This is a genomic window from Methylococcus capsulatus (assembly GCF_036864975.1).
GTDB lineage: Bacteria > Pseudomonadota > Gammaproteobacteria > Methylococcales > Methylococcaceae > Methylococcus.
In genome coordinates this window covers 3,255,424-3,281,940 of sequence record NZ_CP104311.1, presented here as the reverse complement: position 1 = coordinate 3,281,940, position 26,517 = coordinate 3,255,424, and the positions used below count along the sequence as shown (strand labels likewise).

The following is a 26,517-nucleotide window of genomic DNA, read 5'->3' as shown; positions in this document are numbered from 1 at the left end:
ATGTGGATGAAACGACGTCTTTGGATTGCGCTGCTGCTGGGAGGGTTGCCGGCGGCGCAGGTCTCGGCGGATGTCTACAAGTTCGTCGACAAGAAAGGCCATGTCTATTACACCGACCGCCCCCAACATAGCGGCTACCGGTTGATCGCTACCACTAAGGTGTCGGCCCGGTTGGGGTCACCGCCACCCGCATATGAGCCGGAGCCGTCCCGCCGGGCTGCGGCTCCGGTCGCCTTCAAGGTCGGGGCATTGGAGCGCAGCCGCGAAATGCTGGCGCCGCTGATCGCCGAAGTGGCCGAGCGCTACAATCTCGATCCCCTGCTGCTGCATGCGATGATCCAGGCCGAGTCGGCATACAACTCGGAGGCGGTTTCGGGCAAGGGCGCCGTGGGTCTGATGCAGCTGATGCCGGACACCGCGGCACGCTACGGCGTGCGGGACCGGACCGACCCGGTGGAGAACGTCTACGGCGGGGCCCGCTATCTGCGTGACCTGATCGGCATGTTCAACGATGTCAGCTTGGCGGTCGCTGCCTACAATGCCGGCGAAAATAACATCATCAAATATGGCAACCGGGTTCCGCCTTTTCCCGAAACCCGGGATTACCTCAACCGGGTGATCGAATACTACAATCGCCTGAACTGACGCCGCATCCTGCCGGAGTCGTTCAGAAGACGGCGACGCCAAAGCGTTTCAGCATTTCCGTCAGCAGGATCAGGGGAAGACCGACCAAAGCGTTCGGATCGTCACCTTCGAAGCGTTCGATGAGGGCAATGCCCAGTCCTTCCGACTTGAAAGCGCCGGCGCAGTCGTAGGGTTGGTCGGCGGCGACGTAGCGCTCTATCTGGTCCCGGTGCAGGCGACGGAAATGGACCCGGCAGCGGTCCAGGCCGGTATGGCTGATCCCGCAGACCGCGTCGTACACGCACAGTCCTGTCAGGAATGTCACGGTATTCCCCGATGCCCTCGCCAACTGGGCGACCGCATTCTCATGAGTACCAGGCTTGCCCAGTCTCGAATCCCCCAGCACGGCCACCTGATCCGAGCCGATGATCAAATGGTCGGGATAGGCGGCTGCCAGTGCCCGTGCTTTCTGACAGGCCAGCCTCAAGGCGAGATCTTCCGCAGCCTCTCCCGGCTTGGCCGCTTCGTCGATGTTCGGTGAGACCGCGGTAAAGCGCAGACCCAGTTTGCGGAGCAGTTGGCGGCGGTAACTCGAACCCGAGGCCAGGAGGAGCGGCTTCGACTGCTGCGGGGGAGTCTGCATCGCGATGTTCCCTTGCTTTGACAGAAGTTGGATTTTGCCTGTATTATTACACGATTATGCTTTCCTACTTGCCTGAATTCGTCGATCCGTTGGGGTTTGCCGACAAGCGTCGGCGGGTGGTGGGGGAATTGCCGCTGGCGCTTTTCGACCGAATTGAGGAGTTCCTGTTTGAAAGAACCGGCAGCATCCGGGTCGAGCTGGAGTTCGGCAAGGACGGCCGGTGGTCGGTGGTGACCGGTTGGGTCGAGGCGGATCTTGTGCTGCAGTGTCAGCTCTGCCTGGATCGGCTGCCATGGTCGGTGCGATTGCGGGTTGCGCTAGGTGTCGTGGCTTCGCTGGAGGAGGCTGACCGCCTGCCGGCGTCTTGCGAGCCGCTGCTGTTCGATGGCGGAGCGCCGATTAGGCTATCCGACCTGGTTCAGGATGAACTCGTGCTGGCCGTCCCGCCGATACCGCAGCACGCAGTCTGTGGGGATAATGCGCCGCCTGGGCCGCAGGCGGAAAACGGGAAGAGGGAAAACCCGTTTGCCGTGCTGGCGCAACTGAAAAACAACGATAGCAAGTTTTCTTAAGGAGTCATCATGGCTGTTCAACAAAATCGCAAGACCCGTTCGAAGCGCGGCATGCGGCGGTCGCACGACGCATTGATCGCGAGTGCCCTGTCCGTCGAGGCGAACACCGGCGAAACCCATCTGCGCCACCATGTGAGCCCGGACGGCTATTATCGTGGCCGCCGCGTCATCACGCCGAAGCGCGGCGACGAGACTGAGGAATAAGCGTAAACCCTCCGGTCCGGCGGTTCGACACCCTTCTATTGGACTCTTGATGGCGGTGCATGCGGCGCGGTGACGGTATGACGACCATCGCTTTGGACGCGATGGGGGGTGATCACGGACCTAAAGTCGTGGTGCCGGCGGCTCTGGACAGTTTGGAGCGGAATCCCTCGCTGCGGCTGATCCTGGTCGGTGACGAATCCGTGCTGAGAGGGTATCTCAAGGACGCCCAGCTCCGGTTCGGGGATCGACTGAAGGTGCACCATGCGTCGCAGGTCGTGGAAATGCACGATCAGCCGTCCAAGGCGCTTCGCAATAAGAAGGACTCGTCCATGCGGGTGGCTATCGATCTGGTCAAGCGAAGCGAGGCCGATGCTTGCGTAAGCGCAGGGAATACCGGTGCGCTGATGGCGATCGCCAAGTTCGTCCTCAAGACCATCCCGGGTATCGACCGTCCGGCAATCATCGCGGCCGTGCCTTCCATGACGGGGCATACCCATGTCCTCGATCTCGGTGCCAACGTTGATTGCACTGCCGAGCATCTTTATCAGTTCGCCGTTATGGGTTATGAGCTGGTCCGGGCCGTAGAGGAACGTGAGCATCCCACGGTCGGGCTCCTCAACATCGGCGAAGAGGAGATCAAGGGGAACGAGCAGGTGAAGCGGGCCGCTGAACTGCTCAGTGGAGCCCACGTCAATTTCATCGGTTTCGTCGAGGGCGACGACATTTTCAAGGGCAGCGTCGACATTGTCGTGACCGACGGTTTCGTTGGAAACGTCGCGTTGAAAAGCAGTGAAGGTCTGGCAAAAATGATCTCTCATTTCATCAAGAGGGAGTTTTCCAGCAGTTTATTGAGTAGACTGGCAGGTTTGGTGGCGCTGCCCGTACTCAATGCCTTCAAGCGCCGGATCGATCCGCGCCAGTATAACGGTGCCAGTCTCCTCGGTCTGCGCGGCATCGTGATCAAGAGTCACGGCAATGCGGACCGCTTGTCCTTCGCCAATGCCGTCGCAATCGCAGTGAAAGAAGTCGAGAAAGCCGTTCCGGATCGTATCGGCGAGCGGGTGACGGATGCCTTCGCCGCGAGGAATCTGGCGTGACCCGCTATTCCCGCATCGCGGGCACCGGCGGCTACCTTCCCCGGCAGGTGGTGACCAATGATGATCTCGCCATGCGGGTCGAAACGTCGGACGAATGGATCGTCGAGCGCACCGGCATCCGCCGCCGACATATCGCGGCCGCCGACGAAACGGCATCCAGCATGGCCGAAATCGCATCCCGGCAGGCGCTGGAAGCAGCCGCCATCGATCCGCACGATCTCGATCTGATCATCCTCGCGACGAGTTCGCCGGACCGGGTTTTTCCCAGCACGGCATGCCTCCTACAGCAGCGTCTGGGCGTGCGAAGCTGCGCGGCGTTCGACGTGCAGGCGGCGTGTTCGGGGTTCATCTTCGCGTTGAGCATCGCCGACCAGTACATCTCCGCCGGCAATGCCAACCGCGTGCTGGTGGTCGGTACCGAAGTCAATTCCCGTTCCGTAGACTGGGACGACCGCTCGACCTGCATACTGTTCGGTGACGGTGCCGGGGCCGTGGTGCTCGAATCTGCCACCGAGCCCGGCATCATGAGCACCCATATCCATTCCGACGGCCATTACCAGGATCTGCTCTATCTGCCCAATCCCGCCAGCAACGGCGAAGGCAGTGACGAAAGTCGCACCATCCGCATGCAGGGCAGCGAAGTTTTCAAGGTCGCGGTGAACACACTCGGTCGCATCGTCGATGAAACCCTGGAGCAGAACGGCCTTCAGAAGTCCGACGTGGACTGGCTGGTACCCCATCAGGCCAATATCCGCATCATCGCGGCGACCGCAAAGAAACTTCAGTTGCCCATGGAGCGGGTGGTCGTGACGGTGGATGAACAGGGCAACACCTCTTCCGCATCGATTCCTCTCGCTTTCGACGAAGCCGTCCGCGACGGCCGCATCAAACGCGGACAAACCGTGCTGATGGAGGCCTTCGGCGGCGGTTTCGCCTGGGGCTCCGCTCTTCTGCGCTATTAAAAAGAGCTTTTGTAATGCCCAATATCGACAACAGCCTCGCTTTCCTTTTTCCGGGGCAGGGCTCCCAGTCCATCGGTATGCTGGCCGATCTCGCCGCAGCGCATCCGGTAGTCGGTGAGACCTATGCCGAGGCCTCGGAAATACTCGGTTTCGACCTCTGGCGTCTGGTCCAGGAGGGGCCGGAGGAAGAACTCAATCAGACCGTCAACACCCAGCCGGCGATGCTGGCCGCTGGGGTCGCGACCTGGCGGATCTGGTGCAAGGCAACCGATCGTCGACCCGCCTGGATGGCGGGCCACAGCCTGGGTGAGTATTCGGCATTAGTCGCCGCCGGCGCGCTCGGCTTCGCTGACGCGGTGAGACTGGTGGCCCATCGCGGCAGGCTGATGCAGGCAGCGGTCCCGCCCGGCGCAGGGGCCATGGCCGCTATCCTTGGTCTGGAGGATCCGCAGGTCGTGGCGGCTTGTAAAGAAGCCTCCACCCAGGATTCGGTGGTGACGCCGGCCAATTTCAACGCACCGGGTCAGGTGGTGATTGCCGGCGCGAGCCAGGCGGTCGAGCGCGCGATTGCGGCTGCCAAGGCACTGGGGGCGAAACGGGCGGTGTTGCTGCCGGTCAGTGTGCCCTCGCATTGCGCGCTGATGACGCCGGCTGCAGAAAAATTCGCAGCCCTGCTTTCAGAAACCTCCTTCGAATCGCCCCGTGACCGGATCGGTGTGGTCCACAACGTCGACGTCGCCATGCATCCGTCGCCGGAGGTGATCCGGGCGGTGCTGGCTCAGCAGATTTCCCATCCGGTACGCTGGTCGGAAACCATCCGCTTCCTCAGCGATCAGGGCGTGAGGCGCTTCGTGGAATGCGGGCCGGGCAAGGTCCTGGCTGGCCTGAACAAACGGATCGTCAGCGGCGAAGCAACGCTTGCCATCGTGGATCAGGATTCGTTGAACAAAGCTTTGGAGTCGATTCAATGACCGATCAGATAGCCATTGTCACGGGTGCCAGCCGGGGTATAGGACGAGCGATCGCCCATCGTTTGGCGCGCGCCGGCAATACAGTCATCGGCACCGCCACCTCGGAAAACGGCGCCGCGGCGATCGGAGCCGGCCTGAGCGATGCCGGCGTGAACGGCTGCGGGCGGGTGCTGGACGTGAGCGATCCCGCCGCGGTCGAATCCTTCGTGGCCGCCGTCAGTGACGAATTCGGCGTTCCGACGATTCTGGTCAACAACGCCGGCATTACCCGTGACGGTCTGCTGATGCGCATGAAAGACGAAGACTGGGATGCGATCATAGACACCAATCTGTCGTCCGTCTACCGCATGAGCAAGGCCTGCCTCAAAGGCATGATGAAAGCCCGCACCGGCCGCATTGTCAACATCACTTCTGTCGTTGGATTGACCGGCAATGCCGGGCAGACCAACTATGCGGCGGCGAAGGCCGGTATCATCGGCTTTACCAAGTCCCTGGCCAAGGAGATCGGCTCGCGCGGCATAACGGTGAATTCGGTGGCGCCGGGCTTCATCGATACCGACATGACCCGCGCTTTGCCGGAGGCACACAAAACGGCCCTGCTGGCATCGATTCCCCTGGGACGGCTGGGACAGGCCGAGGAGATCGCCGCGGCCGTGGCTTTTTTGTGTTCCGACGATGCCGCCTACATTACCGGCGAAACCCTCCATGTCAATGGCGGTATGTTCATGCCCTGAGTGGCTTTTTACGCCAGAGTGCTTGTGTTCGCGGGAATTCACACTAAAATCTCCGCACCTCTAAACTTGAATAACACTGAGGACAAAAAACAATGAGTGATATAGCAGAACGTGTAAAGAAGATCTTCGCCGAACAGTTGGGCGTGAAGGACGAGATCTCGAACGAGGCCTCCTTCGTGGACGATCTGGGCGCCGATTCTCTGGACACGGTCGAGCTGGTGATGGCGCTCGAAGAAGAGTTCGAATGCGAAATTCCCGACGAGGACGCCGAAAAGATCACCACGGTTCAGCAGGCGATCGATTACATCCAGAGCCATACCTGATCCGCCTTTCTGTTCCATCAGCCCCACGGGACATCGTCATCCGGTGGGGTCTTCTTTCGTTTACCTCCAGGTGTCAGCGTGAGCAAGCGTCGCGTCGTCATCACCGGACTGGGTATGGTCTGTCCGGTGGGCATCAATGTCCCCGAAAGCTGGGACAGCATCCTGAACGGCCGCAGTGGAATCGGCCCGATCGAGCATTTCGATGTCTCCGAATTCGCCACCCGTTTCGGCGGCAGCGTGCGCAACTTCGACGTGACCCGGTATCTGTCCGAAAAAGAAGCCAAGAAGATGGATACCTTTATCCACTATGGCATGGCGGCGGGCAGCCAGGCGTTCGAAGATTCGGGGCTGGAGGTCACCGAGGCCAATGCGGACCGCTTCGGCGTCTGCGTCGGCTCCGGTATCGGCGGGATCACGGGCATCGAGCATGGCTACGGCGTCTTTCTCAAGGGCGGCCCCCGCAAGATTTCCCCTTTCTTCGTGCCGGCCAACATCATCAACATGATTTCCGGCAACCTCTCCATCAAGTACGGCCTGAAAGGCCCGAATTACGCGATCGTCACTGCTTGTGCCACGGCGACCCATAGCATTGGCAGCGCGGCCAGGGTCATTCAGTATGGCGATGCCGACGTCATGTTGGCCGGCGGTGCCGAAATGGCAAGCTCACCGACGGCCCTGGGTGGATTCATCTCGGCCCGTGCCTTGTCGCGCCGCAATGACGACCCGGCGCGGGCGAGCCGTCCATGGGACAAGGACCGCGACGGCTTTGTGCTGGGTGACGGTGCCGGCGTGGTAGTGCTGGAGGAGTTGGAGCATGCCAAAAAGCGCGGCGCCCGCATCTACGCGGAGCTGATCGGCTTCGGCATGTCAGGCGACGCCCATCACATGACCCAGCCGCCGGAGGATGGCGACGGTGCGGCACGCTGCATGATGCATGCGATGCGTGATGCGGGCGTGAATGCGGAAGACATCGACTACATCAACGCCCATGGTACGTCGACGCCTGCTGGCGACCTTGCGGAAACCCGTGCCATGAAAGCGGTGCTCGGCCCGCATGCGTACTCGACGGCAATCAGCTCGACCAAGTCCATGACCGGCCATCTGCTCGGTGCGGCAGGTGGAATCGAGGCGATCTTCTCGGTCCTGGCGATTCGGGACCACGTGGTGCCGCCGACCATCAATCTGGATACGCCTGATCCGGAGTGCGACTTGGATTATGTGCCTCATACCGCCAGGGAAAAGGATCTCGAAGTGGTCATGTCCAACTCCTTCGGCTTCGGTGGCACCAACGCTACTTTGATTTTCAAGAAATTCAGTTAGGCGCTGGGGCCATCTCAGGCTTCCGCACCTGTTGCCACCTCTGCCGGATTCCGCCGATGAGCATCCTTGTCAACGGCCGTTCCTGCGGCTGTGTCGATGTGCGAGACCGGGGATTTCAATACGGCGACGGCACTTTTACCACCCTGCGCCTGCGTGCGGGAAAAGCCATGCTTTGGCCCTGGCATATCGGCCGTTTGGCAGATGCCTGCTCTCGTCTCGGCATCCGTTATCCAGGGGACGAGGCGCTGGCCGCCGATCTGCGACGGCTGGGATCGGCAGCGGTCGAAGGCGTCATCAAGATACAGATTACACGAGGCATCGGCGGTCGCGGCTACCGGCCCGTGGCAGAAGGGGAGCCGACGCGCGTGGTGTCGCTTCATCCCGCTCCCGAGTTTCCGCAGGATTATTACCGCTCCGGCGTGAGTGTGAGGCTGTGCCGTACGCCGCTCGGCATCAATTCCGCGCTGGCCGGGATTAAGCATATGAATCGTCTGGAGCAGGTACTGGGACGGGGGGAGTGGACCGATGAGTTCCAGGAAGGCTTGATGTGCGATACCGAGGGCTTTCTCGTGGAGGGTACCATGAGCAACGTTTTCATGGTGAAGTCCGGGAGGCTCGAGACGCCGCTGATCGACCGCTGCGGCGTGGCTGGTGTGATGCGGCGCTTGGTGCTGGAAATCGCCCGGTCTCGAGGGGTCGAGGTGAGCGAAAGGCGTATCCGGCCGGAAGAACTGGCAGCGGCCGATGAGGTTTTTCTGACCAACTGCGTCATCGGCATTTGGCCGGTTGCACGGCTGGCGGAGAAGAATTACCCGGTGGGCGCGTTGACGATGATGCTGAACCGGAGCTCGGAAATCCATCAGCTGTCTGAGGTCGTGGCCGGATGAAGCGCACGGTGCTGCTGTTCGCCGCAATGGTGTTCGCGGCCGGCGCGGCGGTGAAGGATTTCAGCGAGTCCACCGAACGGCCGCTCGCCAATACTGAGCCAGTCGTATTCGAGATCGCGCGGGGGCAGGGGCTGAAGGACGTGGCTCTGGCACTAAAGGATGCCGGCGTGATCGATGAGCCCTGGTGGTTCATGCTGCTGGCCTGGCAGGAAGGTCTGGCGCGCAAGCTACAGTCGGGGGAATACGAGATTCCGCCGGGTCTGGACCGGCGCCGGTTGCTGATGCTGTTCGCTTCCGGGAAAGTCCGACAGCATGCCGTGACCCTGGTCGAAGGCTGGACTTTCCGGCAGATGCTGGCGGCGCTGCGGGCCCAGCCGGGTCTCGAGCATCTCCTCACGGCGGAGAGCGACGGCGCCGTGCTGATGCGGGAGCTGGGAATACCGGAAGGAGATCCGGAAGGGCGGTTTTTCCCTGATACTTATTTCTTCATCAAGGGCACTCCGGACATTGAGATTCTCAAGCGCGCTCACCGACGGATGGCGGAGGTCATCGCTGCGGAATGGGCGCGGCGGGCGCCGGACCTTCCCTACCGGACGCCGGACGATGCACTCATCATGGCTTCCATCATCGAGAAAGAAACCGCCCTGCCCAGTGAAAAGGCCGAAGTGGCCGGTGTGCTGGTTAGGCGGCTCCGCACCGGTATGCCTTTGCAGGTCGATTCGACCGTGATCTACGGCCTGGGCGACCGCTTTGACGGCAATCTGCGGCGCCAAGACCTCAGGACCGACACGCCCTACAACACCTATCTTCACCGCGGTCTGCCGCCGGCGCCGATCGCCGCGCCGGGGCTGGCTTCGCTGCGGGCCGCGCTGAACCCGGCACCGGGCGACAGCCTGTACTACGTGGCACGGGGGGACGGCGGCCACCGCTTCTCGCGGACCTGGGACGAACACCGACAGGCGGTAGAGGTTTACCAGAAGGTCGGGCAACCATGACAGCGGGCAAATTCATCACGCTGGAGGGGGGCGAAGGTGTCGGCAAGAGCACGAATCTCGATTTCGTGGTGAGCCGGCTGCGCGCCCGGGGTCTGGAGGTCATCGCGACGCGGGAGCCGGGCGGCACCGCTTTCGGTGAGGCGGTGCGGGGGATTTTTCTGCATCAGGACCCTCTGAGACCGGAAGCCGAGTTGCTGCTGTTATTCGCGGCCCGCGTGCATCATCTTCGGGAAGTGATCGAACCCGCCTTGCGGCGGGGTGCCTGGGTGGTCTGCGACCGTTTCACCGACGCCAGCTATGCCTATCAGGGCGCAGGGCGAGGTATCAAGCCGGGGATCATTGATTTCCTGCGGGACTGGATTCAGGCCGGGCTGAGGCCCGATCTGACTCTGCTGCTGGATGCTCCGGTGGACATCGGCTTGAGGCGGGCGCACCAGCGCAGCGGTCCGGACCGGCTGGAAAGAGAAGACAGCGCCTTTTTCGCCCGTGTCCGCGAGGGCTATCTGGCGCTGGCGCGAACGGAACCGGATCGGATACGGGTGATCGATGCCGACCGGCCCTTGGTCCTGGTGCAGGCGGCCATCGCTGCCCAATTGGATTCCCTGTTGGATGGTTGTGTCTGATCCCATCGGTTGCTATCCGTGGCTGGTGCCGGCGCGCCGCCGGCTGGCGGCGTATCTGGAGGCGGGACGTTTGCCGCAGGGCTTGCTGATTTCAGGTGCTGCCGGCCTGGGAAAGGGAGTACTGGCCGACGATTTTGCCCGCCGGCTCCTGTGTATCAGCCCGTCGGCCGAAGGGGCGTGCGGGACCTGTCAGGCCTGCCACTTGGCCGTAGCGGGCAATCATCCGGACTATCTCCACATCGAACCGGAGGAGGCCGGCAAACGCATCACGATCGATCCGGTCCGCCGGCTGATCGACAGGCTTTCGCTCAAACCGCAGTACAGCGCTTCGCGGGTCGTGGTCATCCGTCCGGCGCATGCCATGAACATAGCGGCGGCGAACAGTCTGCTGAAAACGCTGGAAGAACCCGACCCGCATACGCTTTTCCTCCTCATCAGCGAGCGACCAGCGCAGCTGCCAGCGACGGTGCTCAGCCGCTGCCAGCGTCTGGAGGTGAGGTTGCCTGCGCGGGAGGATGCGCTGCGCTGGCTGCATGGACAAGGCGTCGGGGAAGATGCCGAAGCTTTGCTGGCGATGGCAGGCGGCGCACCGCTCAAAGCGGCCGAGCTGCACGGCGGCGATCTGGCCCAGCGCAGAAGGAGGCTCTTCGATGACTGGCTGGCCGTGCTGAGGGAAGAGAGCGATCCGCTCGCGGTGGCCGAGCATTGGGCGAAGGAGGATGGCGAGACCGTCCTGACCTGGTTGCACGGTTGGATCGCTGACCTCATCCGTATCGGCAGTACTGAAGCACCGGGGGCATTGCGCTTGGCCAATGCCGATCTGGAGCCGGGACTGCGGAAAGCGGCGGCGGGTCTGAATCTTCGCACCCTGTTTGCCCACCTCGACGAGGTCGATGCCGCCCGCCGCAATCTGGAGGGCCAGGCCAACCGGCAGCTGATCATGGAAGATATCCTGATAAACTGGAGCCGGCTCGGATCACGGGGAGCACGGCATTGAGCGAAGAGCAGGCGGGCGCCCGCCAGGGTATTCTGGCATTGACCATCAAGGACAAGAATGCGCTTTACGCCGCGTACATGCCGACAGTCAAGAATGGCGGCCTCTTCATCCCCACGACTCGCAGTTACCGCTTGGGCGACGAGGTCTTCATGCTGCTGCAGCTGATGGACGAGCCTGAGCGGATCCCGATCTCGGGGCGGGTCGTCTGGATCACCCCGAAGGGGGCCGCCGGTTTCCGTTCTGCCGGCATCGGCGTACAGTTCAACGAAGAGGATGCTGGCGTCACCAAGGCCTTGATCGAGAGTTATCTCCCCGGGCACCTTGAATCGGATCAGCCGACCCATACCATGTAAGCTCTGCAGGCAGAACCCGCCCCGTTGTTCCCGATCCGATGTTCATCGACTCCCACGCCCATCTCGACCGCCTCGATTTGAAACCGTTCGGTGGCGATTTTTCGCGTTTCATGGCGGAGGCCGGCGCCGAAGGCGTCGACCGCATGCTGTGCGTAGCGATTAATCTAGAAGACTATCCCGCCATGCGCCGGCTCATCGAACCCTACCCGAACGTGTGTGTTTCGGTCGGCGTGCATCCCAATGAAACCGATATCGAGGAGCCGAGCGCCGAACGCCTGGCCGCACTGGCGGATGACGACCGTGTCGTCGCCATCGGCGAAACCGGCCTGGACTATTTCCGCAGCGTGGGCGACCTTGCCTGGCAGCACGATCGCTTCCGCACCCACATTCGTGCCGCCAGACTCGCCGGCAAGCCGCTGATCGTCCATACCCGCGATTCCCGCGCCGACACCTTGCGCATCCTCGAGGAAGAAGATGCGGGCGAGGTGGGGGGCGTGTTCCATTGCTTCACCGAAGACTGGGATACGGCACGCCGCGCGCTCGATCTGAATTTTTCTATATCCTTTTCGGGTATCGTCACGTTCCGCACCGCCGAAACCGTTCAGGACGTCGCCCGCCGGGTGCCGGACGACCGCTATCTGATCGAGACCGATTCCCCCTACCTGGCACCAGTGCCGCTGCGGGGCAAACCGAACTATCCACAGCATGTCCGCCATGTCGCAGGCATGCTCGCCGAGCTTCGAGGCGTTTCGCTGGCCGCGGTGGCGGAGCGGACGACACGGAACTATCACGCCCTGTTCGGCAGCGGCTGAGTTAACGGAGCGAACTGTGCGGGCTTCAACTACCGGGGTTCCCTCATGAATTTCCACATCGATTCCCGGCGCTTCCATGGGCTACCCTGCCGGTGGCTGGCAGTGGCTCTGTGCCTGGCCGTTTCAGCGGGATGTGCGCAGCGTAAGGCGGTCAGGCCGTCTGCCCCGAGTGTTCGCCCGGTCCCCACGGCATCGCCGGCGCCCAGTCCCAAGCCGAAACCGTCGGCCCAGCCCACCAAGCCGGCTCCCAGAGCTTCGGCAGGCGCGAAGAAGCAGCCGGCGCCGACCCCCGCCGTAGCGGCCCTGATTTCCGATGCCGACAAGGCGCAAGCAACCGGCCAGCTCGACAATGCCGCCACCACCTTGGAGCGCGCTATCCGCATGCAGCCGCGCAATCCCGAGTTGTGGTACCGTCTGGCGACCGTCCGTATGGCACAGCAGCAACCGCGCCTAGCGCTTGATCTGGCGCGCAAATCCAAGGTGTTGGCCAAAGGCAATCCGGATCTCCTCGACAAAAGCCAGGCGCTGATCGAAGAAGCGGGCCGGCTCATGGGCGGAGCGGAAAAATAAAACATAAGATGAGCGCTGTCGACGAGGCTTTCGCTGGGGATGGCCCCCTGGCGCATGTGCTGACGGGTTTCCGGCCGCGCGCGGCCCAGTCCGGTATGGCGCGGGCAGTGGAACAGGCCATCCGCGAGGGCCGCTGTCTGATCGCCGAGGCCGGCACCGGCACCGGCAAGACCTTCGCCTATCTGGTGCCGGCCCTGCTGAGCGGCAAGCGGGTGCTGGTCTCCACCGGCACCCGGAATCTGCAGGATCAACTGTTCCAGAAGGATCTGCCCCTGCTGCGGCAGGCGCTGGGTGCGCCTGCGCATGTCGCTCTGCTCAAGGGCCGGTCGAATTACCTCTGTCCCTACCGGCTGGAAAACGTCGTCGATTTCGGATTTCGCGCCGGGTTCAGCGCCGAGGAAGCCGATCAGCTCGAACGCATCCGGCGCTGGGCGAAGACGACCCGTAGCGGCGACGTCGCCGAGGTGAGCGATGTGCCGGAGGCTTCGCCGCTGTGGCGCTCGGTCACTTCCACCGCCGAAAACTGCCTGGGACAGGACTGTCCGCTCTACGGAGACTGTCCTGTGGTCCAGGCCAGAAAGGCTGCCCAAGAGGCGCAGATCATTGTCATCAACCACCATCTGCTGTGGGCCGACTGGGCGGTCAAGACCGACGGATTCGGCGATCTGCTGCCGGAGGCCGACGTCATCATCATCGATGAGGCCCACCAGTTCGGCGAAACCGCCACACAGTTCCTGGGGGTCAGCCTGAGTAGCCGCCAGCTCGGTGAACTGGCGGACGACACCCTGATCGAGCGCACCAAGGATGCACCGGACATGGGCGGGCTGGCCGATGCCGCGACCCTGCTCAAGGCCGAGCTTACGGCCATTCGCACCATGTTGGGCGCCGAACAGCGGCGGGAGGCTTGGCACGCCGTGGCCGGAAACGAGGACGTAAGCGCCGGGCTCAAGCGCATGGAGGAAGCGTTGCTCACCTTGGCTGCGCAGCTCAAGCTCGCGGCGGTACGGGGCAAAGGTCTGGAATCCTGCTGGAAGCGCTGTGACGAGTTCATCCAAAGGCTGGAGACCTTCCTGGCTGAAGACACCGAGGAATCGGTGCGCTGGTTCGAGACCCATCGTCGCGGATTTACCCTGAGCCGGACGCCGCTGGATATCGCCGGCGAATTCGCGCGCTTCCGCAAGGCGCGGCAGGCGACGTGGATTTTCACCTCGGCGACGCTGAGCGTGTCCGGGCGCTTCGAGCATTTCTCCCGCCAGCTCGGCATCGCCGACGCCGATTGTCGGCGCTGGGAGAGTCCCTTCGACTACCGCCGTCAGAGCCTCCTGTACCTGCCGCCGGGCCTGCCCGAGCCGGGGGGCTGTGACTATACCCGGGCCGTGCTGCGGGCAGCCTGGCCGGTGCTGAAAGCGAGCCGGGGCCGTGCATTTCTGCTGTTTACCAGCCATCAAGCCCTGGCCGAGGCAGCCTCCATCCTGGAAGGTAAGAGCGAATTTCCGCTGTTCGTCCAGGGCACTCAGCCCAAGGCTCGGCTGCTGGACGCGTTTCGCGCCTCGGGCAACGGCCTGCTGCTCGGGACCGCCAGCTTCTGGGAAGGGATCGACGTTCGTGGCGAGGCGCTGTCCTGTGTGGTGATCGACAAGCTGCCATTCGCATCGCCCGGCGATCCGGTCGTCAGCGCCCGGCTGGAAGCCATCCGCAGGCGCGGTCACAGCCCTTTCGGTGTGTTCCAGCTCCCGACCGCCGTCATCACCCTCAAACAGGGTGCCGGCCGGCTGATCCGGGACGTGGACGACCGCGGTGTGCTGGTATTGGCCGATCCCCGGCTCACGTCCAAGAGTTATGGGCGGGTGTTCCTGGACAGCCTGCCACCGATGCGCATCACCCGCGACCCCGGCGTCGTGCGGGCGTTTTTTGCCGATCCGCCGGAGCGAGTTCCCGCCTGAGTTTTTTCAGCGACGTTTCGTCGTGCCCGTCCGGACGGCGATTTGGCTTAAAATAAATAGTTTTCCTTCCGCAAGCCTGTTCCATGCCCTTTCTTGACTTCGAAATCGAGCGGCGGCGAACCTTCGCCATTATCTCCCACCCCGACGCTGGCAAGACCACGCTGACCGAAAAGCTGCTACTGTTCGGCGGCGCGATCCAGCTTGCGGGTTCGGTCAAGGGCCGCAAGGCGGCGCGGCATGCCACCTCGGACTGGATGGAAATGGAGAAGCAGCGCGGCATCTCGGTCACGACCTCGGTGATGCAGTTCGAGCACCGCGACCGTATCTTCAACCTACTCGATACGCCAGGCCACGAGGACTTCTCCGAGGACACCTATCGCACACTGACGGCGGTTGACTCCGCCCTCATGGTGATCGACAGCGCCAAGGGCGTGGAGGAGAGGACCATCAAGCTGATGGAGGTGTGTCGCCTGCGCGACACGCCCATCCTCACCTTCATCAACAAGCTGGACCGCGAGGGCCGGGAGCCGGTGGAACTGCTCGACGAGGTCGAGCGGATCCTCGACATCCAGTGTGCGCCCATCACCTGGCCGATCGGTATGGGCAAGCGTTTCAAGGGCGTTTACCACTTGTACGAGGATGCGATCCATTTGTTCAGCGCCTCGCACGGCGACCGCATAGTCAAGGGCGAGATCGTCGAGGGGCTGGACAACCCGAAGCTGGATGAACTCCTAGGGGATCAGGCCGAAGAGCTGAGGATGGAAATCGAGCTGGTGCGTGGGGCCAGTCACGCGTTCGACCTGGAGGCCTATCGCGCGGGACGCCAGACGCCGGTGTTCTTCGGTTCGGCGATCAACAATTTCGGTATCCTCGAACTGCTCGATGCTTTCGCCGAATACGCGCCGCCGCCGCAGGCACGCCAGGCCCGGGAGCGCCCAGTGATTCCGGGGGAGGAAAAATTCTCAGGTTTCGTATTCAAGATCCAGGCCAACATGGACCCGGCTCATCGCGACCGCATTGCCTTCCTGCGGGTATGCTCGGGCAAGTACACCAAGGGCATGCGGCTGTTCCACGTCCGCAGCGGCAAGGCGATGCAGGTGGCGAATGCTATCACCTTCCAGGCCGACAGCCGCGAGAATGTGGAAGAGGCCTATCCTGGCGACATCATAGGCCTGCATAACCACGGTACCATCCAGGTCGGCGACACCTTCACCCAGGGCGAGAACCTGAAATTCGAGGGGATCCCCTACTTCGCGCCAGAACTGTTCCGCCGCGTGGTGCTGAAGGACCCGCTGCGATCCAAGGCGCTGCAGCGGGGCCTGCAGCAGCTGAGCGAGGAGGGGGCGACCCAGTTGTTCAAGCCTTTGCGCAACAACGATCTGATCCTGGGTGCGGTGGGTGTGCTGCAGTTCGATGTGACGGCGTTCCGGCTCAAGTCCGAATACAACGTGGATTGTGTCTACGACGCGGTGCCGGTGACTACGGCACGCTGGGTGTCGTGCAGCGATCCCAAGAAGCTTGAGGAATTCAAGCGCAAGGTCTACGACAACCTAGCCGAGGACGGCAGCGGCTATCTGGTCTATCTCGCCACCAGCCGGGTCAATCTCGCACTGACCGAGGAGCGCTGGCCGGACATCCGCTTCAGTGCGACCCGAGAGCTGTGATCAGTCGATGAAGGCTTCTTGCGATTCGGTTTTGCCGAGATTGTCGGTCCAGCTCACCCGGATGCGCTCCCCCGGCCGGCCGCCGCGGAATTGCAGAGAGAAGTACGGATCTTTGGACACGGCGGTGCTGAGGCGGCAGCGCACCACCGGCTTGCCTTCGTGCTCGAGGGTGAGTTCCTCGATGTAATGGGCCGGAACAACCTCGCCGCTAGTGTCATCCCGGCGGCGGCCGGTCTCCATCGGGTGGGTGATCAGCAAACGGACGGTCGTGATGCCGTCGGTGGTCTTAGTACGGATTTTCATGCAGGAACCGGCGGGACCTGGCTGGGCATTTAAGGTAACGGTAAGCTTGCCGTACCGGCAAGCTTGGCATTTCCCGATGAGCTTCGACTTCTCCCGACGCCGTTTCGTCCTCTCCGCGCTGAAAGGCATCGCCATATGGCGGCTTTCTGGCAGCCCCTCTGCTTTCGGGGGGGAGGCCGATTCGGCTGCCTATGATGCCGCTGTGCGCGTACTCACCGCCGGCCGCAAGCCGGAAGAAACCGCCTTGCTGGTGCTGGACGTGCCCGAGAGCGCGGAAAACGGCGCCCTCGTGCCGGTGACGCTGGAGAGCCGTCTCGGGCGCACCGCTGCGCTGCATCTCCTGGTGGTGCACAATCCCCGCCCGTTGGTGGCATCTTTCGAGTTCCTGGACGGAGCGATGCCTTCGGTTTCGTTCCGGATCAAAATGAACGAGAGCAGCCCTGTGGTCGCATTGGCCGAAGCCGGGGGGCGCATTTACTGGTGCCGTAAACAGGTCAGGGTAGCCGTCGGCGGCTGTGGCTGATCCGGGTCAGGGTGAGCCGGCGAAACAGATCAGCAGTTCGATGAAGTCGGCCATGCCCCGCGCCAGATGCCGCTCGATTTCGGCCAGGGTGATTTCTCCTTCACTCTTGCCGGCGGCCCAGTTGGCCACGATCGCGCAGGCCGCGTAGGGCAGCTCCAGTTCACGCGCCAGCGCGGCTTCGGGCATGCCGGTCATGCCGACGAGGTCGCAGCCGTCGCGCTCCATTCGCGCGATTTCTGCCGCCGTCTCCAACCGTGGCCCCTGGGTGCAGCCATAGACGCCGCCATCGACGACGGAAAGTCCCGCGGCACGGGCCGAGGCGATCAGTCTTTGGCGCAGGTGTTCGTTGTAAGGCGCAGTGAAATCGATGTGGGTGACGTGGTCCAGTCCATCTTCGAAGAAGGTGCTGGCCCGCCCCCAGGTGTAGTCGATGATCTGGTGTGGGATGGCCAGCCGGCCAGGGCCCATGTCGCGCCCGATGCCGCCGACCGCGGCGGCGGCGATGACGGCCTCGGCGCCGGCCTGTTTCAAAGCCCAGAGGTTGGCGCGGTAGTTGATCCGGTGTGGCGGGATGGTATGCGGGTCGCCGTGGCGTGCCAGGAATACGAAATCACGACGGGCCAGCCGGCCGAAGGTCAGGGCGGAGGACGGTGCGCCATAGGGCGTGGCCGGCGCCTCACGGCGCTGGATTTCGAGTTGCGTCAGCCGGGTCAGGCCGGTGCCGCCGATGATTGCGGTGAGGCTCATGGCGGATTCCTCAAGGCTCGATCTCGCGGCAGGCGTAAATGCCCGCGGCGTTGCGAAGATAACCTTTGTAGTCCAGACCGTAGCCGAACAAATAGCGGTTTTCCGTCACCAGGCCGATGAAATCGGCCTGGCAAGGCTTTTCCCGGCCCAGATTCTTGTCGACCAGCGCCGCGATCAGAACGCGTTCCGCTCCCAGTTGGAGGCAGTGTCGGCGTACCTCGGCCAGGGTGATGCCTTCGTCGAGGATGTCGTCGACCAGTAGCACGGTACGGCCTTGCAGGGAAAGACTGGGCTCCAGTCGCCAGTGCATTTCGCCGCCTTCGGTCTGGCCCCGGTAGCGGGTGGCACCGATGGCGTCCAGCTCCAGCGGAAACCGCAGATGGGTGAGCAGTTTGCCGGCGAACACGATGCCGCCGGTGAGGATGGTCAGGACGATCGGGTTGCGGTCCGCGATGGCTTCGGCGATCTCCGTGGCTAGGCGCACGATGGCGCGTTCGACCTCGGCTTCGGAATACAGCAGTTCGGCGGACGCCTCGATCCGCCTTATTTCTTCGAGTCTGTTCATTGGGCAGAGCCGGTGAGAGATCGGATGCGGTCGACGGCATTGCGCCAGTCGGTACTCGCCAGCAACTCGCCACGGTCGATTGGAAAGCGACCGTGCATGGCGGAGAGACGGCGGGCGCCGCCGGGGGATGCGGGACGGTTTTCCAGTGCCTGCAGAATGGCCGTCGTCGCCTCGGGATTGTTGCAGACCACCAACATGTCGCAGCCCGCATCGAGCGCCGCCAGCGCACGAGTGGGATAATCACCGGCCCGGGCGGCGCCGGCCATGGACAGGTCATCCGAAAAGATCGCGCCGTCGAAATTCATCCGTTCACGCAGGATGGTCTGCAGCCAGAAATGAGAAAAGCATGGCGTGTGGGTGTCGATGCGGGGGTACAGTACGTGGGCCGGCATGATGCCTTCGAGGCCCTCGCTAATCAATGTCGAAAAGGGCAGCAGATCGCGGGCGAGCAGTTCCTCGAATTCGCGGCGGTCTTCAGGCAGTGTGAGGTGCGAATCGTCAGCCACGCCGCCGTGACCGGGGAAGTGTTTACCCACCGCCGCCATGCCCGCCCGACGCATGCCGGCAGTGAAGGCGCGGGCGACGGCAGTGACTTCTTCCGGGGTGCGGGCGAAGGCACGGTCGCCGATGATGGCGCTGACGCCACTATCGACGTCGAGCACTGGCGCGAAGCTGAAGTCCACGCCTACGGCGCGCAGCTCCGCTGCCATCAGCCAGCCTGCCGTTGCGGCCGCCGCCAGCCCGGTTTCGCCATCCGCATTGAGATACGCGGCTGCCGGCGGCAGTCGGGTAAAGCCCGTCCGGAAACGCTGGACCCGTCCGCCTTCGTGATCCACGGCAATGAGGATGTCGGGCCGGAGGTCGCGGACTTCCGCCACCAGAGCCATCAATTGGTCCGGTGATTCATAGTTGCGGCTGAACAGGATCAGCCCCCCGGCGGCGGGGTGGCACAGCAATTCATGCTCGCTGTCGGACATTCTGGTCCCGACAAGGTCGAACATCACGCAGCGCGGGGAAGGTGTGGAGTTCATGGGGCTCTCTTCGTTCCGGGGCCGGCATTGTAAACCATAGAACAGAGGTCGGACGGCGGTGATTTCCGTTAAATTGTAAAAGGGCCGACTCGGGCCGGTGACGAGGCAGGCATCAGGGGAACATGCCCTGGTGCGGCAGAAAATTTTGACGGGAAGGCTTGAATTGCAAACGGTTTGTCTCAAGATTGTGCAGATGGCTAAGCCGGTGTAATTCTGTTAATTTGTGTCGAGTCTTGGATGGGAAGGTAATCCAATCCAAAAACAATGAGGAGAAAGAGGATGTCGAAGGGCCAAAATCTGCAAGATCCATTCCTGAATACACTCCGGAAGGAACATGTTCCGGTTTCGATCTATCTCGTCAACGGAATCAAGTTGCAGGGAAAGGTGGATTCGTTCGACCAGTATGTGATCATGTTGAAGAACACCGTCAGCCAGATGGTGTACAAACACGCGATTTCGACCATCGTGCCGGGCCGCCCAGTGCGTGTGCCACATGCGGGTGAAAGTGGCGACGAAGAGACCGAATGAGGCGGCAGAAGATGTGCCTCAGGGAGCCGTCGTCGTGAGGGCGTCGGTTGTTCGATAGGCCGGATACCGGATCACGCGCGGTATTGGTGCACATGCCGCTGGCCGCGCCGGATCAGGAGGATCTGGATGAGCTGCGGCTCCTGGCCATTTCCGCCGGGGCGGAGCCGGTGGCGACGCTCACGGGACGGCTGCGTGCGGTCGATCCCCGCTATTACATCGGTCAGGGCAAACTGGAAGAACTGGCCGGTACGGTCAAGGCGCAGCAGGCCGAACTGCTGCTCTTCAATCACTCGCTCACGCCGAGTCAAGAGCGCAATCTCGAAAAGGCATTGAATGTCCGGGTGGTCGACCGCAACGGCCTCATCCTGGACATCTTTGCCCAGCGTGCGCGCTCTTTCGAGGGACGGCTCCAGGTCGAACTGGCTCAGCTGAAACACCTCTCCAGCCGGTTGGTACGAGGCTGGACTCACCTCGAGCGCCAGAAAGGGGGTATCGGCCTGCGCGGTCCCGGCGAAACCCAGCTCGAAACCGACAAGCGCCTACTTGCCAACCGGATCCGCCAGATTCAGAAGCGGCTGCAGCAAGTGGAGGGCCAGCGCGATCAGGGTCGGCAGGCGCGCCGCCGGGCGCAAGTTCCGGTGGTCGGCCTGGTCGGTTATACCAACGCCGGCAAGTCGACCTTGTTCAATGCCTTGACGCAGGCGGACGTCTATTCGGCGGACCAGCTGTTCGCGACCCTCGATCCGACCCTGCGCCGTCTGAGCACCGGCGGTCTGAACCTGGTGCTGGCGGATACCGTGGGTTTCATCCGCCATCTCCCCCACGAACTCGTTGCGGCGTTCCGGTCCACCCTCCAGGAATCGGCCGAGGCGGATCTTCTGCTGCATGTCGTCGACGCCAGCGATGAGCGGATGGACGACACCATCGTCGCGGTGCGTGGGGTATTGGCAGAGATCGGTGCCGAGCGGATCCCGTGCGTCGAAGTGTACAACAAGATCGACCGCCTGGAAGGCGTGGTTCCGCACGTCGAGCGCGATGCATCGGGGCGACCGGTCCGGGTCTGGATCTCGGCCCGGACCGGCGCCGGTCTGGCGTTGCTCATGGGACTTCTGGAGGAGATCGTAGGCGGGGGGGGCGAGCGCCGCAGCCTGACTCTGACGGCGGGCCAGGGCGAACTCAGGGCACGCCTCTATCGTGAGGCGCGGGTGTTGTCCGATGAGCCCGATGGCGAAGGTGGCTGGCGGCTGTCCGTGGAATTTCCAGCCAGCGCCCGCGGTTTGCGCCTTGCCATCGGGGACGGGCCCGGGCGCGCCGGCTGCGAAGACCCGCTCACCGTGAGCCACTGACGATTCCGCTGGGGATTTTTGTATGTTGGAAGGATTTCCGGGATAATCCGGGCAATATTGCAACTCGAAAGCAATGGCTAATAGATCGTCACAGGAGTGTTCACATGGCTTGGAATGAACCGGGCGGTGGAAAGAAAGACCCGTGGAGCGGGCGCGACCAGCAGGATACCCCTCCGGATCTGGATGAAGTTCTTCGCAGTCTGCAGGACCGCATCAACAAGTTGTTCAGGCGCGGTCCCGGCGGCGGGGACGCGCCCCGGCTCGCCGGCATGATCGGTGCGGCCGCCGTGGCGGTGTGGGGTCTGACCGGTATTTACATCGTCGACGAGGGCAGCCGCGGTGTCGTCACGCGTTTCGGCAAATACGTAGAAACCACCCAGCCTGGTCCGCACTGGCACTGGCCGTCCCCGGTCGAGGCCGTGACGGTGGTGAATGTCGAACAGCAGCGCTTCGTCGAGGTCGGTTACCGTTCGGGCGGGCGCCAGCAGGCGGTCGGCTCGTTGGGTTCGGTGCCGCGTGAGGCGCTCATGCTGACGCGGGACGAAAACATCGTCGATGTCCGTCTGGCCGTGCAATACCAGATCAAGGACGCGAAAGAATATCTGTTCAACGTCCTGGATCCCGAGGGTACGCTGAAACAGGTCACCGAGAGTGCAGAGCGTTCGGTGATCGGTAACAGCACCATGGATTTCGTGCTGACGGAGGGGCGCAGCAGCATCGCCTCGGATATCAAAGCCGAAATCCAGCAGATTCTCGATCAGTACCATGCAGGCATTCGGGTCATCACCGTCAATCTGGTGGATGCCCAGCCGCCGGAAGAGGTGCAGGCGGCATTCGAGGATGCCATCAAGGCGCGTGAAGACGAGCAAAGACTCAAAAACGAAGCCGAGGCTTATGCGAACGAGGTGGTTCCCAAGGCGCGCGGCGCAGCGTCGCGCCTGATTCAAGAATCAGAAGGCTACAAAGAAAAGGTCGTCGCCCGGGCGCGCGGCGAAGCGGGCCGGTTCGAGCGCCTCTTGGGCGAATACGAGAAAGCGCCGGATGTGATGCGTGAGCGTCTTTACATCGAATCGATGCAGGAAGTGATAGGGCATGCCAATACCCTGCTGCTGGACGTGAAGAGTGGGAACAACGTGGTCTATTTGCCGCTGGATAAGATCAGGTCGGGACAGGGCGGCGCCGATGCCACGGCTTCGGAGACGGAAACCGGCAGCGTGTCCATGCCGGCGCACAGCGATGGCCAGGACGGAGGAGCCAAGACCGGCGGCGCGCGTGCATCGAGCCGCGGTAGAGACGGGAGGGGACATTAATGGCACAGGCTAAGGTAATCATGGCGGTGGCCGGTGCGGCAGCGGTGCTGGCATCGCTGTCGATGTTCACCGTTTCCGAAACCCAGAAAGTGATCAGGTTCCGCCTGGGCGAAATCGTGCAATCCGACTATACGCCCGGGATTTATTTCCAGGTGCCCTTCCTCAACAACGTCAAGAAGTTCGACGGGCGGATTCTGACCCTGGAGTCCAGGCCGGAGCGCTTCCTGACGTCCGAAAAAAAGAACGTCATCGTCGACTCTTTCGTGAAGTGGCGAGTGAAGGACGTAGCCAAGTATTACACGACCGTCGCGGGCGACGTGATCCAGGCAAACATCCGCCTGGATCAGATCGTCAAGGACGCGATGCGCAGCGAATTCAGCAAGCGCACCATCCGGGAACTGGTGTCGTCCGAACGTTCGCAGATCCGGGACGTGCTGAGCAGTGCGGCGAGTCCGGTGGCGGAGCAACTGGGTATCCAGATAGTGGACGTTCGCGTCATGCGTATCGATCTGCCGAGTGAGGTCAGTTCTTCAGTGTATCGGCGGATGGAGGCCGAGCGGGCGCGAGTGGCCCGTGATTTCCGCTCCCGCGGTGCCGAGGCGGCGGAACGGATTCGCGCGGATGCCGACCGTCAGCGGGAAGTGATCCTGGCCGATGCCTACCGGGATTCCGAGCTCAAGCGCGGCGAAGGAGAGGCGGCTGCGGCCGATATTTACGCCCAGTCCTATGGCAAGAACAAGGAGTTCTTCAGTCTCTATCGCAGCCTTTCGGCTTACCGTGCTGCGATCCACGAAGACGATACCCTCGTGCTTGAGCCTGATTCCGAGTTCTTCAGGTATTTCAAGAAGTCCACCGGTAAGTGAGGAGGCCGGGTGCCCGTCGCCACGGGCACACCGACGATTCCTCCGCTATAATTCCATTACCGACGTCTTTAGCCCCACGGTATTGCGGCAAGGGCCGGTTGATTGCGGCCCGACTCCACGATTCCTTATGTTTCCTTTTTCTTACCCAGCCGATGATCGCTGGCTTTTGCCGGAAGGCATTGAAGAGCTCCTGCCCGAGGAAGCCGAGCGACTGGAACTGCTTCGGCGAAAGGTACTCGACCGCTTCGCCGCCTGGGGTTACCGTTTGGTGATGCCACCCCTGATCGAGTTCATCGACTCACTATTGACTGGGGTTGGTCATGACCTGGATATCCAGACGTTCAAGCTGATCGATCAGGCCAGTGGGCGTCTTCTCGGCATCCGCGCCGACATGACCCCGCAGGTCGCCCGAATCGATGCCCGCACCCATGCCGGCGACATGCCGGGCCGGTTTTGCTATCTGGGCTCCGTGCTGCATACCCAGGCCGATCGTCTGGAAAAATCGCGTAGCCCCATCCAGTTCGGCGCCGAGCTTTACGGCCACGGCGGTCGGGCCAGTGATCTTGAGATCATTCGCCTGATGCTGGAGGTTCTGACGACGGCCGGTGTCGAGCAAATCCATTTGGATTTAGGACACGTCGGCATATTCCGTGGCTTGGCACGCCAGGCTGGCCTGACCGGGGAGCAGGAGGGCGAGTTGTTTTCCCTCTTGCAGCAGAAGGCGCGCCCTGAGCTCACCGCGGCCGTCGCAAGCATGGACATCGCTCCACGGCTGGCCCGCATGTTTACGGACTTGGTCGACCTCAACGGTCGTCAAGGGGTCATCGAGCGAGCGCGGGAATGCCTGTCCGAGGCCAATGCCGCGGTGCACTTGGCGCTGGAAGAAATGGCCATGCTGGCGGAACGGCTCGGTGAGTGCTGCCCCGAAGTTCCCGTTAATTTTGATCTGGCCGAATTGCGGGGGTACCGTTATCAGACCGGCGTGGTTTTCGCCGCTTTCGTGCCAGGCTATGGCAGGGAAGTTGCCCGCGGCGGGCGGTATGACGACATCGGTAAGGTGTTCGGGCGAGCGCGCCCGGCAACGGGATTCAGTGCCGATCTCAAGGTCATTCTCAGACTGTCCGGTCTCGGCGAATCTTTTTCCGGCAGCGGAGAAGGCATATTCGCTCCTGCTGCCTCCGAGCCAGCCCTGATCGCGGCTATCCGCGAATTGCGCGACGCCGGACGGACCGTGATAGAGGCTCTTCCAGGCCAGCAGGGCGATGCGGCAGCTCACGGGTTCCGCAGCGAGTTGCGGTTCGACGGCGAGCGCTGGCGGGTCTGTCCTGTTGTGGCCAAAAACACCTGACACCAGTTTCCGGCCTTTGCCGCACCAAAGTGGCAAAGGCCAAACGACACAGCAACGGAACCATCTTCAATGGCAAAAAACATAGTCGTCATCGGAACCCAGTGGGGGGACGAGGGTAAGGGCAAGCTGGTCGATCTTCTGACCGAACACGCCAATGCCGTCGTCCGTTTCCAGGGGGGGCATAATGCGGGGCACACGCTGGTCATCGACGGGCGCAAAACGGTGCTTCACCTCATCCCCTCGGGCATCCTCCGGGACAGCGTCACCTGTCTCATCGGAAACGGGGTCGTGCTGTCACCGGAAGCCCTGATGCAGGAGATAGGGGTGCTGGAGAGTGTGGGGCTGTCGATCCGCGACCGCCTGATCATCAGCGAAGCCTGCGCCTTGATCCTGCCCGTGCACGTGGCTCTGGACAATGCCCGGGAATCTGCGCGCGGCGGCAAAGCCATTGGTACTACTGGGCGCGGCATCGGGCCTGCCTACGAAGACAAGGTGGCGCGGCGGGGGCTGCGGGCGGGCGATCTCCGTGATACGGGAGGTTTGTCCGAGCGTCTGCGCGAACTGCTTGACTACCACAATTTCGTGCTGACCCACTATTACGGTGCGCAGGGCGTGGATTTCCAGGAAACCTTGGATAAGCTGCTGGATCTGGGAGGGAAAATCTGCCCCATGCTGGGGGACGTGGCGGGTATCCTGCACCGCTACCGGGCCGCAGGCGAGAACGTTCTGTTCGAGGGCGCCCAAGGCGCGATGCTGGACATCGACCACGGCACCTATCCCTATGTTACGTCCTCCAATACCACGGCAGGCGGTGCTTCCTGTGGCACCGGTGTCGGACTTTTGGATTTCGACTACGTGCTGGGAATCACCAAGGCCTATGCTACGCGTGTGGGTAACGGGCCGTTTCCGACCGAATTGCGTGATGCGACGGGAGAGATTTTGACCCAGAAGGGTGCCGAATTCGGCGCAACGACCGGGCGTCGCCGGCGCTGCGGCTGGTTCGATGCCGTCCTCATGCGTCGATCGGCCAAACTGAACGGCCTCAGCGGCATTTGCCTGACCAAACTGGACGTACTCGACGGTCTGCCGAAGATCGGGATTTGCACCGGCTACCGCTACGATGGACAGGAAATCGATACCGTACCGATCGGTGCGGACAACTACGCCCGCTGCGAACCGATCATCGAAGAGATGCCGGGCTGGCAGGAGTCAACCGCGGGTATCCGCACCTTAGACGATCTGCCGGTCAATGCCCGGGCCTACATCCAACGGTTGGAAGAGACCACCGGCGTCAATGTCGACATCATCTCGACAGGACCCGACCGGCAGGACACGATCGTGATGCAAAACCCCTTCGCGGCGGCGTAACAGGTCCGAATGCGGGTTTCCTCCAGGGAGGAGGCCCGCATGCAAAGAAATGGAAAATGGCACGATGTGTCCGCCAGCGCGGACACCCTCACAAAACAGGTATCTGATCAAATCTGGAAAGGGTGCTCGAACGAGCAAGGGGGATAGCTGGTGCCGAGGAGAGGACTTGAACCTCCACGAGTTGCCTCACATGTACCTGAAACATGCGTGTCTACCAATTTCACCACCTCGGCAAGATGATGAGGCCCGAAAGCCTTGCTAGAGCTGGTATCATAACGAGCTCCACTATCA

At 62.5% G+C, this 26,517-nt stretch carries 30 protein-coding genes and 1 tRNA gene; 25 read left to right on the top strand and 6 right to left on the bottom strand.

From position 1 onward, the window contains the following. On the top strand, positions 1-645 hold the full coding sequence (locus tag N4J17_RS15860) for a lytic transglycosylase domain-containing protein (RefSeq protein WP_198323601.1): 645 nt from the start codon (positions 1-3) through the stop codon (positions 643-645). Positions 646-667: 22 nt separating this feature from the next. Here the strand turns inward: N4J17_RS15860 and N4J17_RS15855 are convergent, their stop codons facing one another. Then, entirely contained in the window at positions 668-1,267 is a 600-nt protein-coding gene (locus N4J17_RS15855; protein WP_198323602.1) for a Maf family protein, read from the bottom strand. Positions 1,268-1,323: 56 nt separating this feature from the next. Here N4J17_RS15855 and N4J17_RS15850 point away from each other — a divergent pair, with 56 nt between their 5' ends. From N4J17_RS15850 to N4J17_RS15770, 17 genes are all read left to right on the top strand, one after another. Then, positions 1,324-1,839, top strand: a complete 516-nt coding sequence (locus N4J17_RS15850) for a YceD family protein (protein WP_198323603.1) — start codon at positions 1,324-1,326, stop codon at positions 1,837-1,839. A 9-nt stretch (positions 1,840-1,848) separates the two neighbouring features. Then, on the top strand, positions 1,849-2,043 hold the full coding sequence (gene rpmF, locus N4J17_RS15845; protein ID WP_198323604.1) for a 50S ribosomal protein L32: 195 nt from the start codon (positions 1,849-1,851) through the stop codon (positions 2,041-2,043). Between the two features lie 77 nt (positions 2,044-2,120). Next, positions 2,121-3,140 (top strand): phosphate acyltransferase PlsX, encoded by a 1,020-nt coding sequence (gene plsX / locus N4J17_RS15840; protein ID WP_198323605.1) that lies wholly within the window; start codon positions 2,121-2,123, stop codon positions 3,138-3,140. Next, positions 3,137-4,102 carry a beta-ketoacyl-ACP synthase III gene (locus tag N4J17_RS15835; protein ID WP_198323606.1) on the top strand — a complete coding sequence of 322 codons (966 nt, stop codon included), beginning with the start codon at positions 3,137-3,139 and terminating at the stop codon, positions 4,100-4,102. Before plsX ends, N4J17_RS15835 begins: the two co-directional genes overlap by 4 nt. Before the next feature lie 14 nt (positions 4,103-4,116). Further along, complete coding sequence (gene fabD, locus N4J17_RS15830) at positions 4,117-5,073, top strand: ACP S-malonyltransferase (protein WP_198323607.1); 957 nt, start codon at positions 4,117-4,119, stop codon at positions 5,071-5,073. Continuing rightward, positions 5,070-5,807: a 3-oxoacyl-ACP reductase FabG gene (gene fabG, locus N4J17_RS15825; RefSeq protein ID WP_198323608.1), complete on the top strand. Its 738-nt coding sequence runs from the start codon at positions 5,070-5,072 to the stop codon at positions 5,805-5,807. Before fabD ends, fabG begins: the two co-directional genes overlap by 4 nt. 92 nt (positions 5,808-5,899) lie before the next feature. Beyond that, on the top strand, positions 5,900-6,130 hold the full coding sequence (gene acpP / locus N4J17_RS15820) for an acyl carrier protein (RefSeq protein WP_198323609.1): 231 nt from the start codon (positions 5,900-5,902) through the stop codon (positions 6,128-6,130). Positions 6,131-6,208: 78 nt separating this feature from the next. Continuing rightward, positions 6,209-7,450 carry a beta-ketoacyl-ACP synthase II gene (gene fabF, locus N4J17_RS15815; RefSeq protein ID WP_198323610.1) on the top strand — a complete coding sequence of 414 codons (1,242 nt, stop codon included), beginning with the start codon at positions 6,209-6,211 and terminating at the stop codon, positions 7,448-7,450. Positions 7,451-7,506: 56 nt separating this feature from the next. Further along, positions 7,507-8,337 (top strand): aminodeoxychorismate lyase, encoded by an 831-nt coding sequence (gene pabC / locus N4J17_RS15810; protein ID WP_198323611.1) that lies wholly within the window; start codon positions 7,507-7,509, stop codon positions 8,335-8,337. Further along, positions 8,334-9,332, top strand: a complete 999-nt coding sequence (mltG, locus tag N4J17_RS15805; RefSeq protein ID WP_198323612.1) for an endolytic transglycosylase MltG — start codon at positions 8,334-8,336, stop codon at positions 9,330-9,332. The genes pabC and mltG overlap by 4 nt, the downstream gene beginning before the upstream one ends. Next, positions 9,329-9,955, top strand: a complete 627-nt coding sequence (gene tmk / locus N4J17_RS15800) for a dTMP kinase (RefSeq protein ID WP_198323613.1) — start codon at positions 9,329-9,331, stop codon at positions 9,953-9,955. The genes mltG and tmk overlap by 4 nt, the downstream gene beginning before the upstream one ends. Then, positions 9,948-10,952 (top strand): DNA polymerase III subunit delta', encoded by a 1,005-nt coding sequence (locus N4J17_RS15795; protein WP_198323614.1) that lies wholly within the window; start codon positions 9,948-9,950, stop codon positions 10,950-10,952. The genes tmk and N4J17_RS15795 overlap by 8 nt, the downstream gene beginning before the upstream one ends. Continuing rightward, positions 10,949-11,305: a PilZ domain-containing protein gene (locus N4J17_RS15790; protein ID WP_198323615.1), complete on the top strand. Its 357-nt coding sequence runs from the start codon at positions 10,949-10,951 to the stop codon at positions 11,303-11,305. The genes N4J17_RS15795 and N4J17_RS15790 overlap by 4 nt, the downstream gene beginning before the upstream one ends. Before the next feature lie 38 nt (positions 11,306-11,343). After that, positions 11,344-12,117, top strand: a complete 774-nt coding sequence (locus N4J17_RS15785; RefSeq protein WP_198323616.1) for a TatD family hydrolase — start codon at positions 11,344-11,346, stop codon at positions 12,115-12,117. 45 nt (positions 12,118-12,162) lie between these two features. Further along, on the top strand, positions 12,163-12,687 hold the full coding sequence (locus tag N4J17_RS15780; protein WP_198323617.1) for a tetratricopeptide repeat protein: 525 nt from the start codon (positions 12,163-12,165) through the stop codon (positions 12,685-12,687). Between the two features lie 8 nt (positions 12,688-12,695). After that, on the top strand, positions 12,696-14,630 hold the full coding sequence (locus tag N4J17_RS15775; RefSeq protein ID WP_198323618.1) for an ATP-dependent DNA helicase: 1,935 nt from the start codon (positions 12,696-12,698) through the stop codon (positions 14,628-14,630). Positions 14,631-14,713: 83 nt separating this feature from the next. Further along, a complete protein-coding gene (locus N4J17_RS15770) occupies positions 14,714-16,294 on the top strand; it encodes a peptide chain release factor 3 (protein ID WP_198323619.1) in 1,581 nt (526 codons plus the stop codon). Here N4J17_RS15770 and soxZ read toward each other — a convergent pair whose 3' ends face one another. Beyond that, complete coding sequence (gene soxZ / locus N4J17_RS15765; RefSeq protein ID WP_198323620.1) at positions 16,295-16,597, bottom strand: thiosulfate oxidation carrier complex protein SoxZ; 303 nt, start codon at positions 16,595-16,597, stop codon at positions 16,295-16,297. 46 nt (positions 16,598-16,643) lie between these two features. Here soxZ and N4J17_RS15760 point away from each other — a divergent pair, with 46 nt between their 5' ends. After that, on the top strand, positions 16,644-17,120 hold the full coding sequence (locus N4J17_RS15760; RefSeq protein WP_338457614.1) for a thiosulfate oxidation carrier protein SoxY: 477 nt from the start codon (positions 16,644-16,646) through the stop codon (positions 17,118-17,120). Between the two features lie 6 nt (positions 17,121-17,126). Here N4J17_RS15760 and N4J17_RS15755 read toward each other — a convergent pair whose 3' ends face one another. Genes N4J17_RS15755 through nagZ form a run of 3 tightly spaced genes read right to left on the bottom strand, consistent with a single transcriptional unit; the run spans position 17,127 to position 19,463 of the window. Next, entirely contained in the window at positions 17,127-17,867 is a 741-nt protein-coding gene (locus N4J17_RS15755; protein ID WP_198323622.1) for an S-methyl-5'-thioinosine phosphorylase, read from the bottom strand. A 10-nt stretch (positions 17,868-17,877) separates the two neighbouring features. Continuing rightward, on the bottom strand, positions 17,878-18,432 hold the full coding sequence (locus N4J17_RS15750; RefSeq protein ID WP_198323623.1) for a hypoxanthine-guanine phosphoribosyltransferase: 555 nt from the start codon (positions 18,430-18,432) through the stop codon (positions 17,878-17,880). Beyond that, complete coding sequence (gene nagZ / locus N4J17_RS15745; RefSeq protein ID WP_370525912.1) at positions 18,429-19,463, bottom strand: beta-N-acetylhexosaminidase; 1,035 nt, start codon at positions 19,461-19,463, stop codon at positions 18,429-18,431. The genes N4J17_RS15750 and nagZ overlap by 4 nt, the downstream gene beginning before the upstream one ends. Before the next feature lie 279 nt (positions 19,464-19,742). Here nagZ and hfq point away from each other — a divergent pair, with 279 nt between their 5' ends. The 6 genes from hfq (at position 19,743) to N4J17_RS15715 (ending at position 26,226) form a co-directional block, all read left to right on the top strand. After that, on the top strand, positions 19,743-19,991 hold the full coding sequence (gene hfq, locus N4J17_RS15740; protein ID WP_198323624.1) for an RNA chaperone Hfq: 249 nt from the start codon (positions 19,743-19,745) through the stop codon (positions 19,989-19,991). A gap of 47 nt (positions 19,992-20,038) precedes the next feature. Beyond that, positions 20,039-21,337, top strand: coding sequence for a ribosome rescue GTPase HflX (gene hflX / locus N4J17_RS15735; RefSeq protein WP_198323625.1), 1,299 nt, complete (start codon positions 20,039-20,041; stop codon positions 21,335-21,337). Between the two features lie 104 nt (positions 21,338-21,441). Next, a complete protein-coding gene (gene hflK / locus N4J17_RS15730) occupies positions 21,442-22,647 on the top strand; it encodes an FtsH protease activity modulator HflK (protein ID WP_198323626.1) in 1,206 nt (401 codons plus the stop codon). Further along, complete coding sequence (gene hflC, locus N4J17_RS15725) at positions 22,647-23,510, top strand: protease modulator HflC (protein WP_198323627.1); 864 nt, start codon at positions 22,647-22,649, stop codon at positions 23,508-23,510. Before hflK ends, hflC begins: the two co-directional genes overlap by 1 nt. A 127-nt stretch (positions 23,511-23,637) precedes the next feature. Continuing rightward, entirely contained in the window at positions 23,638-24,858 is a 1,221-nt protein-coding gene (locus N4J17_RS15720; RefSeq protein ID WP_198323628.1) for an ATP phosphoribosyltransferase regulatory subunit, read from the top strand. Positions 24,859-24,927: 69 nt separating this feature from the next. After that, positions 24,928-26,226: an adenylosuccinate synthase gene (locus tag N4J17_RS15715; protein WP_198323629.1), complete on the top strand. Its 1,299-nt coding sequence runs from the start codon at positions 24,928-24,930 to the stop codon at positions 26,224-26,226. Positions 26,227-26,374: 148 nt separating this feature from the next. On the opposite strand, the gene N4J17_RS15710 is transcribed toward N4J17_RS15715, so the two are convergent. Then, positions 26,375-26,459 (bottom strand) — tRNA-Leu (locus tag N4J17_RS15710). Positions 26,460-26,517: the final 58 nt, after the last annotated feature.

Bases quoted from the DNA above. Each gene is read 5' to 3' on its own strand.
- N4J17_RS15860 (WP_198323601.1), top strand. From the start codon at position 1: ATGTGGATGAAACGACGTCTTTGGATTGCGCTGCTGCTGGGAGGGTTG.
- N4J17_RS15855 (WP_198323602.1), bottom strand. From the start codon at position 1,267: ATGCAGACTCCCCCGCAGCAGTCGAAGCCGCTCCTCCTGGCCTCGGGT.
- N4J17_RS15850 (WP_198323603.1), top strand. From the start codon at position 1,324: ATGCTTTCCTACTTGCCTGAATTCGTCGATCCGTTGGGGTTTGCCGAC.
- rpmF (WP_198323604.1), top strand. From the start codon at position 1,849: ATGGCTGTTCAACAAAATCGCAAGACCCGTTCGAAGCGCGGCATGCGG.
- plsX (WP_198323605.1), top strand. From the start codon at position 2,121: ATGACGACCATCGCTTTGGACGCGATGGGGGGTGATCACGGACCTAAA.
- fabD (WP_198323607.1), top strand. From the start codon at position 4,117: ATGCCCAATATCGACAACAGCCTCGCTTTCCTTTTTCCGGGGCAGGGC.
- fabG (WP_198323608.1), top strand. From the start codon at position 5,070: ATGACCGATCAGATAGCCATTGTCACGGGTGCCAGCCGGGGTATAGGA.
- acpP (WP_198323609.1), top strand. From the start codon at position 5,900: ATGAGTGATATAGCAGAACGTGTAAAGAAGATCTTCGCCGAACAGTTG.
- pabC (WP_198323611.1), top strand. From the start codon at position 7,507: ATGAGCATCCTTGTCAACGGCCGTTCCTGCGGCTGTGTCGATGTGCGA.
- mltG (WP_198323612.1), top strand. From the start codon at position 8,334: ATGAAGCGCACGGTGCTGCTGTTCGCCGCAATGGTGTTCGCGGCCGGC.
- tmk (WP_198323613.1), top strand. From the start codon at position 9,329: ATGACAGCGGGCAAATTCATCACGCTGGAGGGGGGCGAAGGTGTCGGC.
- N4J17_RS15785 (WP_198323616.1), top strand. From the start codon at position 11,344: ATGTTCATCGACTCCCACGCCCATCTCGACCGCCTCGATTTGAAACCG.
- N4J17_RS15780 (WP_198323617.1), top strand. From the start codon at position 12,163: ATGAATTTCCACATCGATTCCCGGCGCTTCCATGGGCTACCCTGCCGG.
- N4J17_RS15775 (WP_198323618.1), top strand. From the start codon at position 12,696: ATGAGCGCTGTCGACGAGGCTTTCGCTGGGGATGGCCCCCTGGCGCAT.
- N4J17_RS15770 (WP_198323619.1), top strand. From the start codon at position 14,714: ATGCCCTTTCTTGACTTCGAAATCGAGCGGCGGCGAACCTTCGCCATT.
- soxZ (WP_198323620.1), bottom strand. From the start codon at position 16,597: ATGAAAATCCGTACTAAGACCACCGACGGCATCACGACCGTCCGTTTG.
- N4J17_RS15755 (WP_198323622.1), bottom strand. From the start codon at position 17,867: ATGAGCCTCACCGCAATCATCGGCGGCACCGGCCTGACCCGGCTGACG.
- N4J17_RS15750 (WP_198323623.1), bottom strand. From the start codon at position 18,432: ATGAACAGACTCGAAGAAATAAGGCGGATCGAGGCGTCCGCCGAACTG.
- nagZ (WP_370525912.1), bottom strand. From the start codon at position 19,463: ATGAACTCCACACCTTCCCCGCGCTGCGTGATGTTCGACCTTGTCGGG.
- hfq (WP_198323624.1), top strand. From the start codon at position 19,743: ATGTCGAAGGGCCAAAATCTGCAAGATCCATTCCTGAATACACTCCGG.
- hflK (WP_198323626.1), top strand. From the start codon at position 21,442: ATGGCTTGGAATGAACCGGGCGGTGGAAAGAAAGACCCGTGGAGCGGG.
- hflC (WP_198323627.1), top strand. From the start codon at position 22,647: ATGGCACAGGCTAAGGTAATCATGGCGGTGGCCGGTGCGGCAGCGGTG.
- N4J17_RS15720 (WP_198323628.1), top strand. From the start codon at position 23,638: ATGTTTCCTTTTTCTTACCCAGCCGATGATCGCTGGCTTTTGCCGGAA.
- N4J17_RS15715 (WP_198323629.1), top strand. From the start codon at position 24,928: ATGGCAAAAAACATAGTCGTCATCGGAACCCAGTGGGGGGACGAGGGT.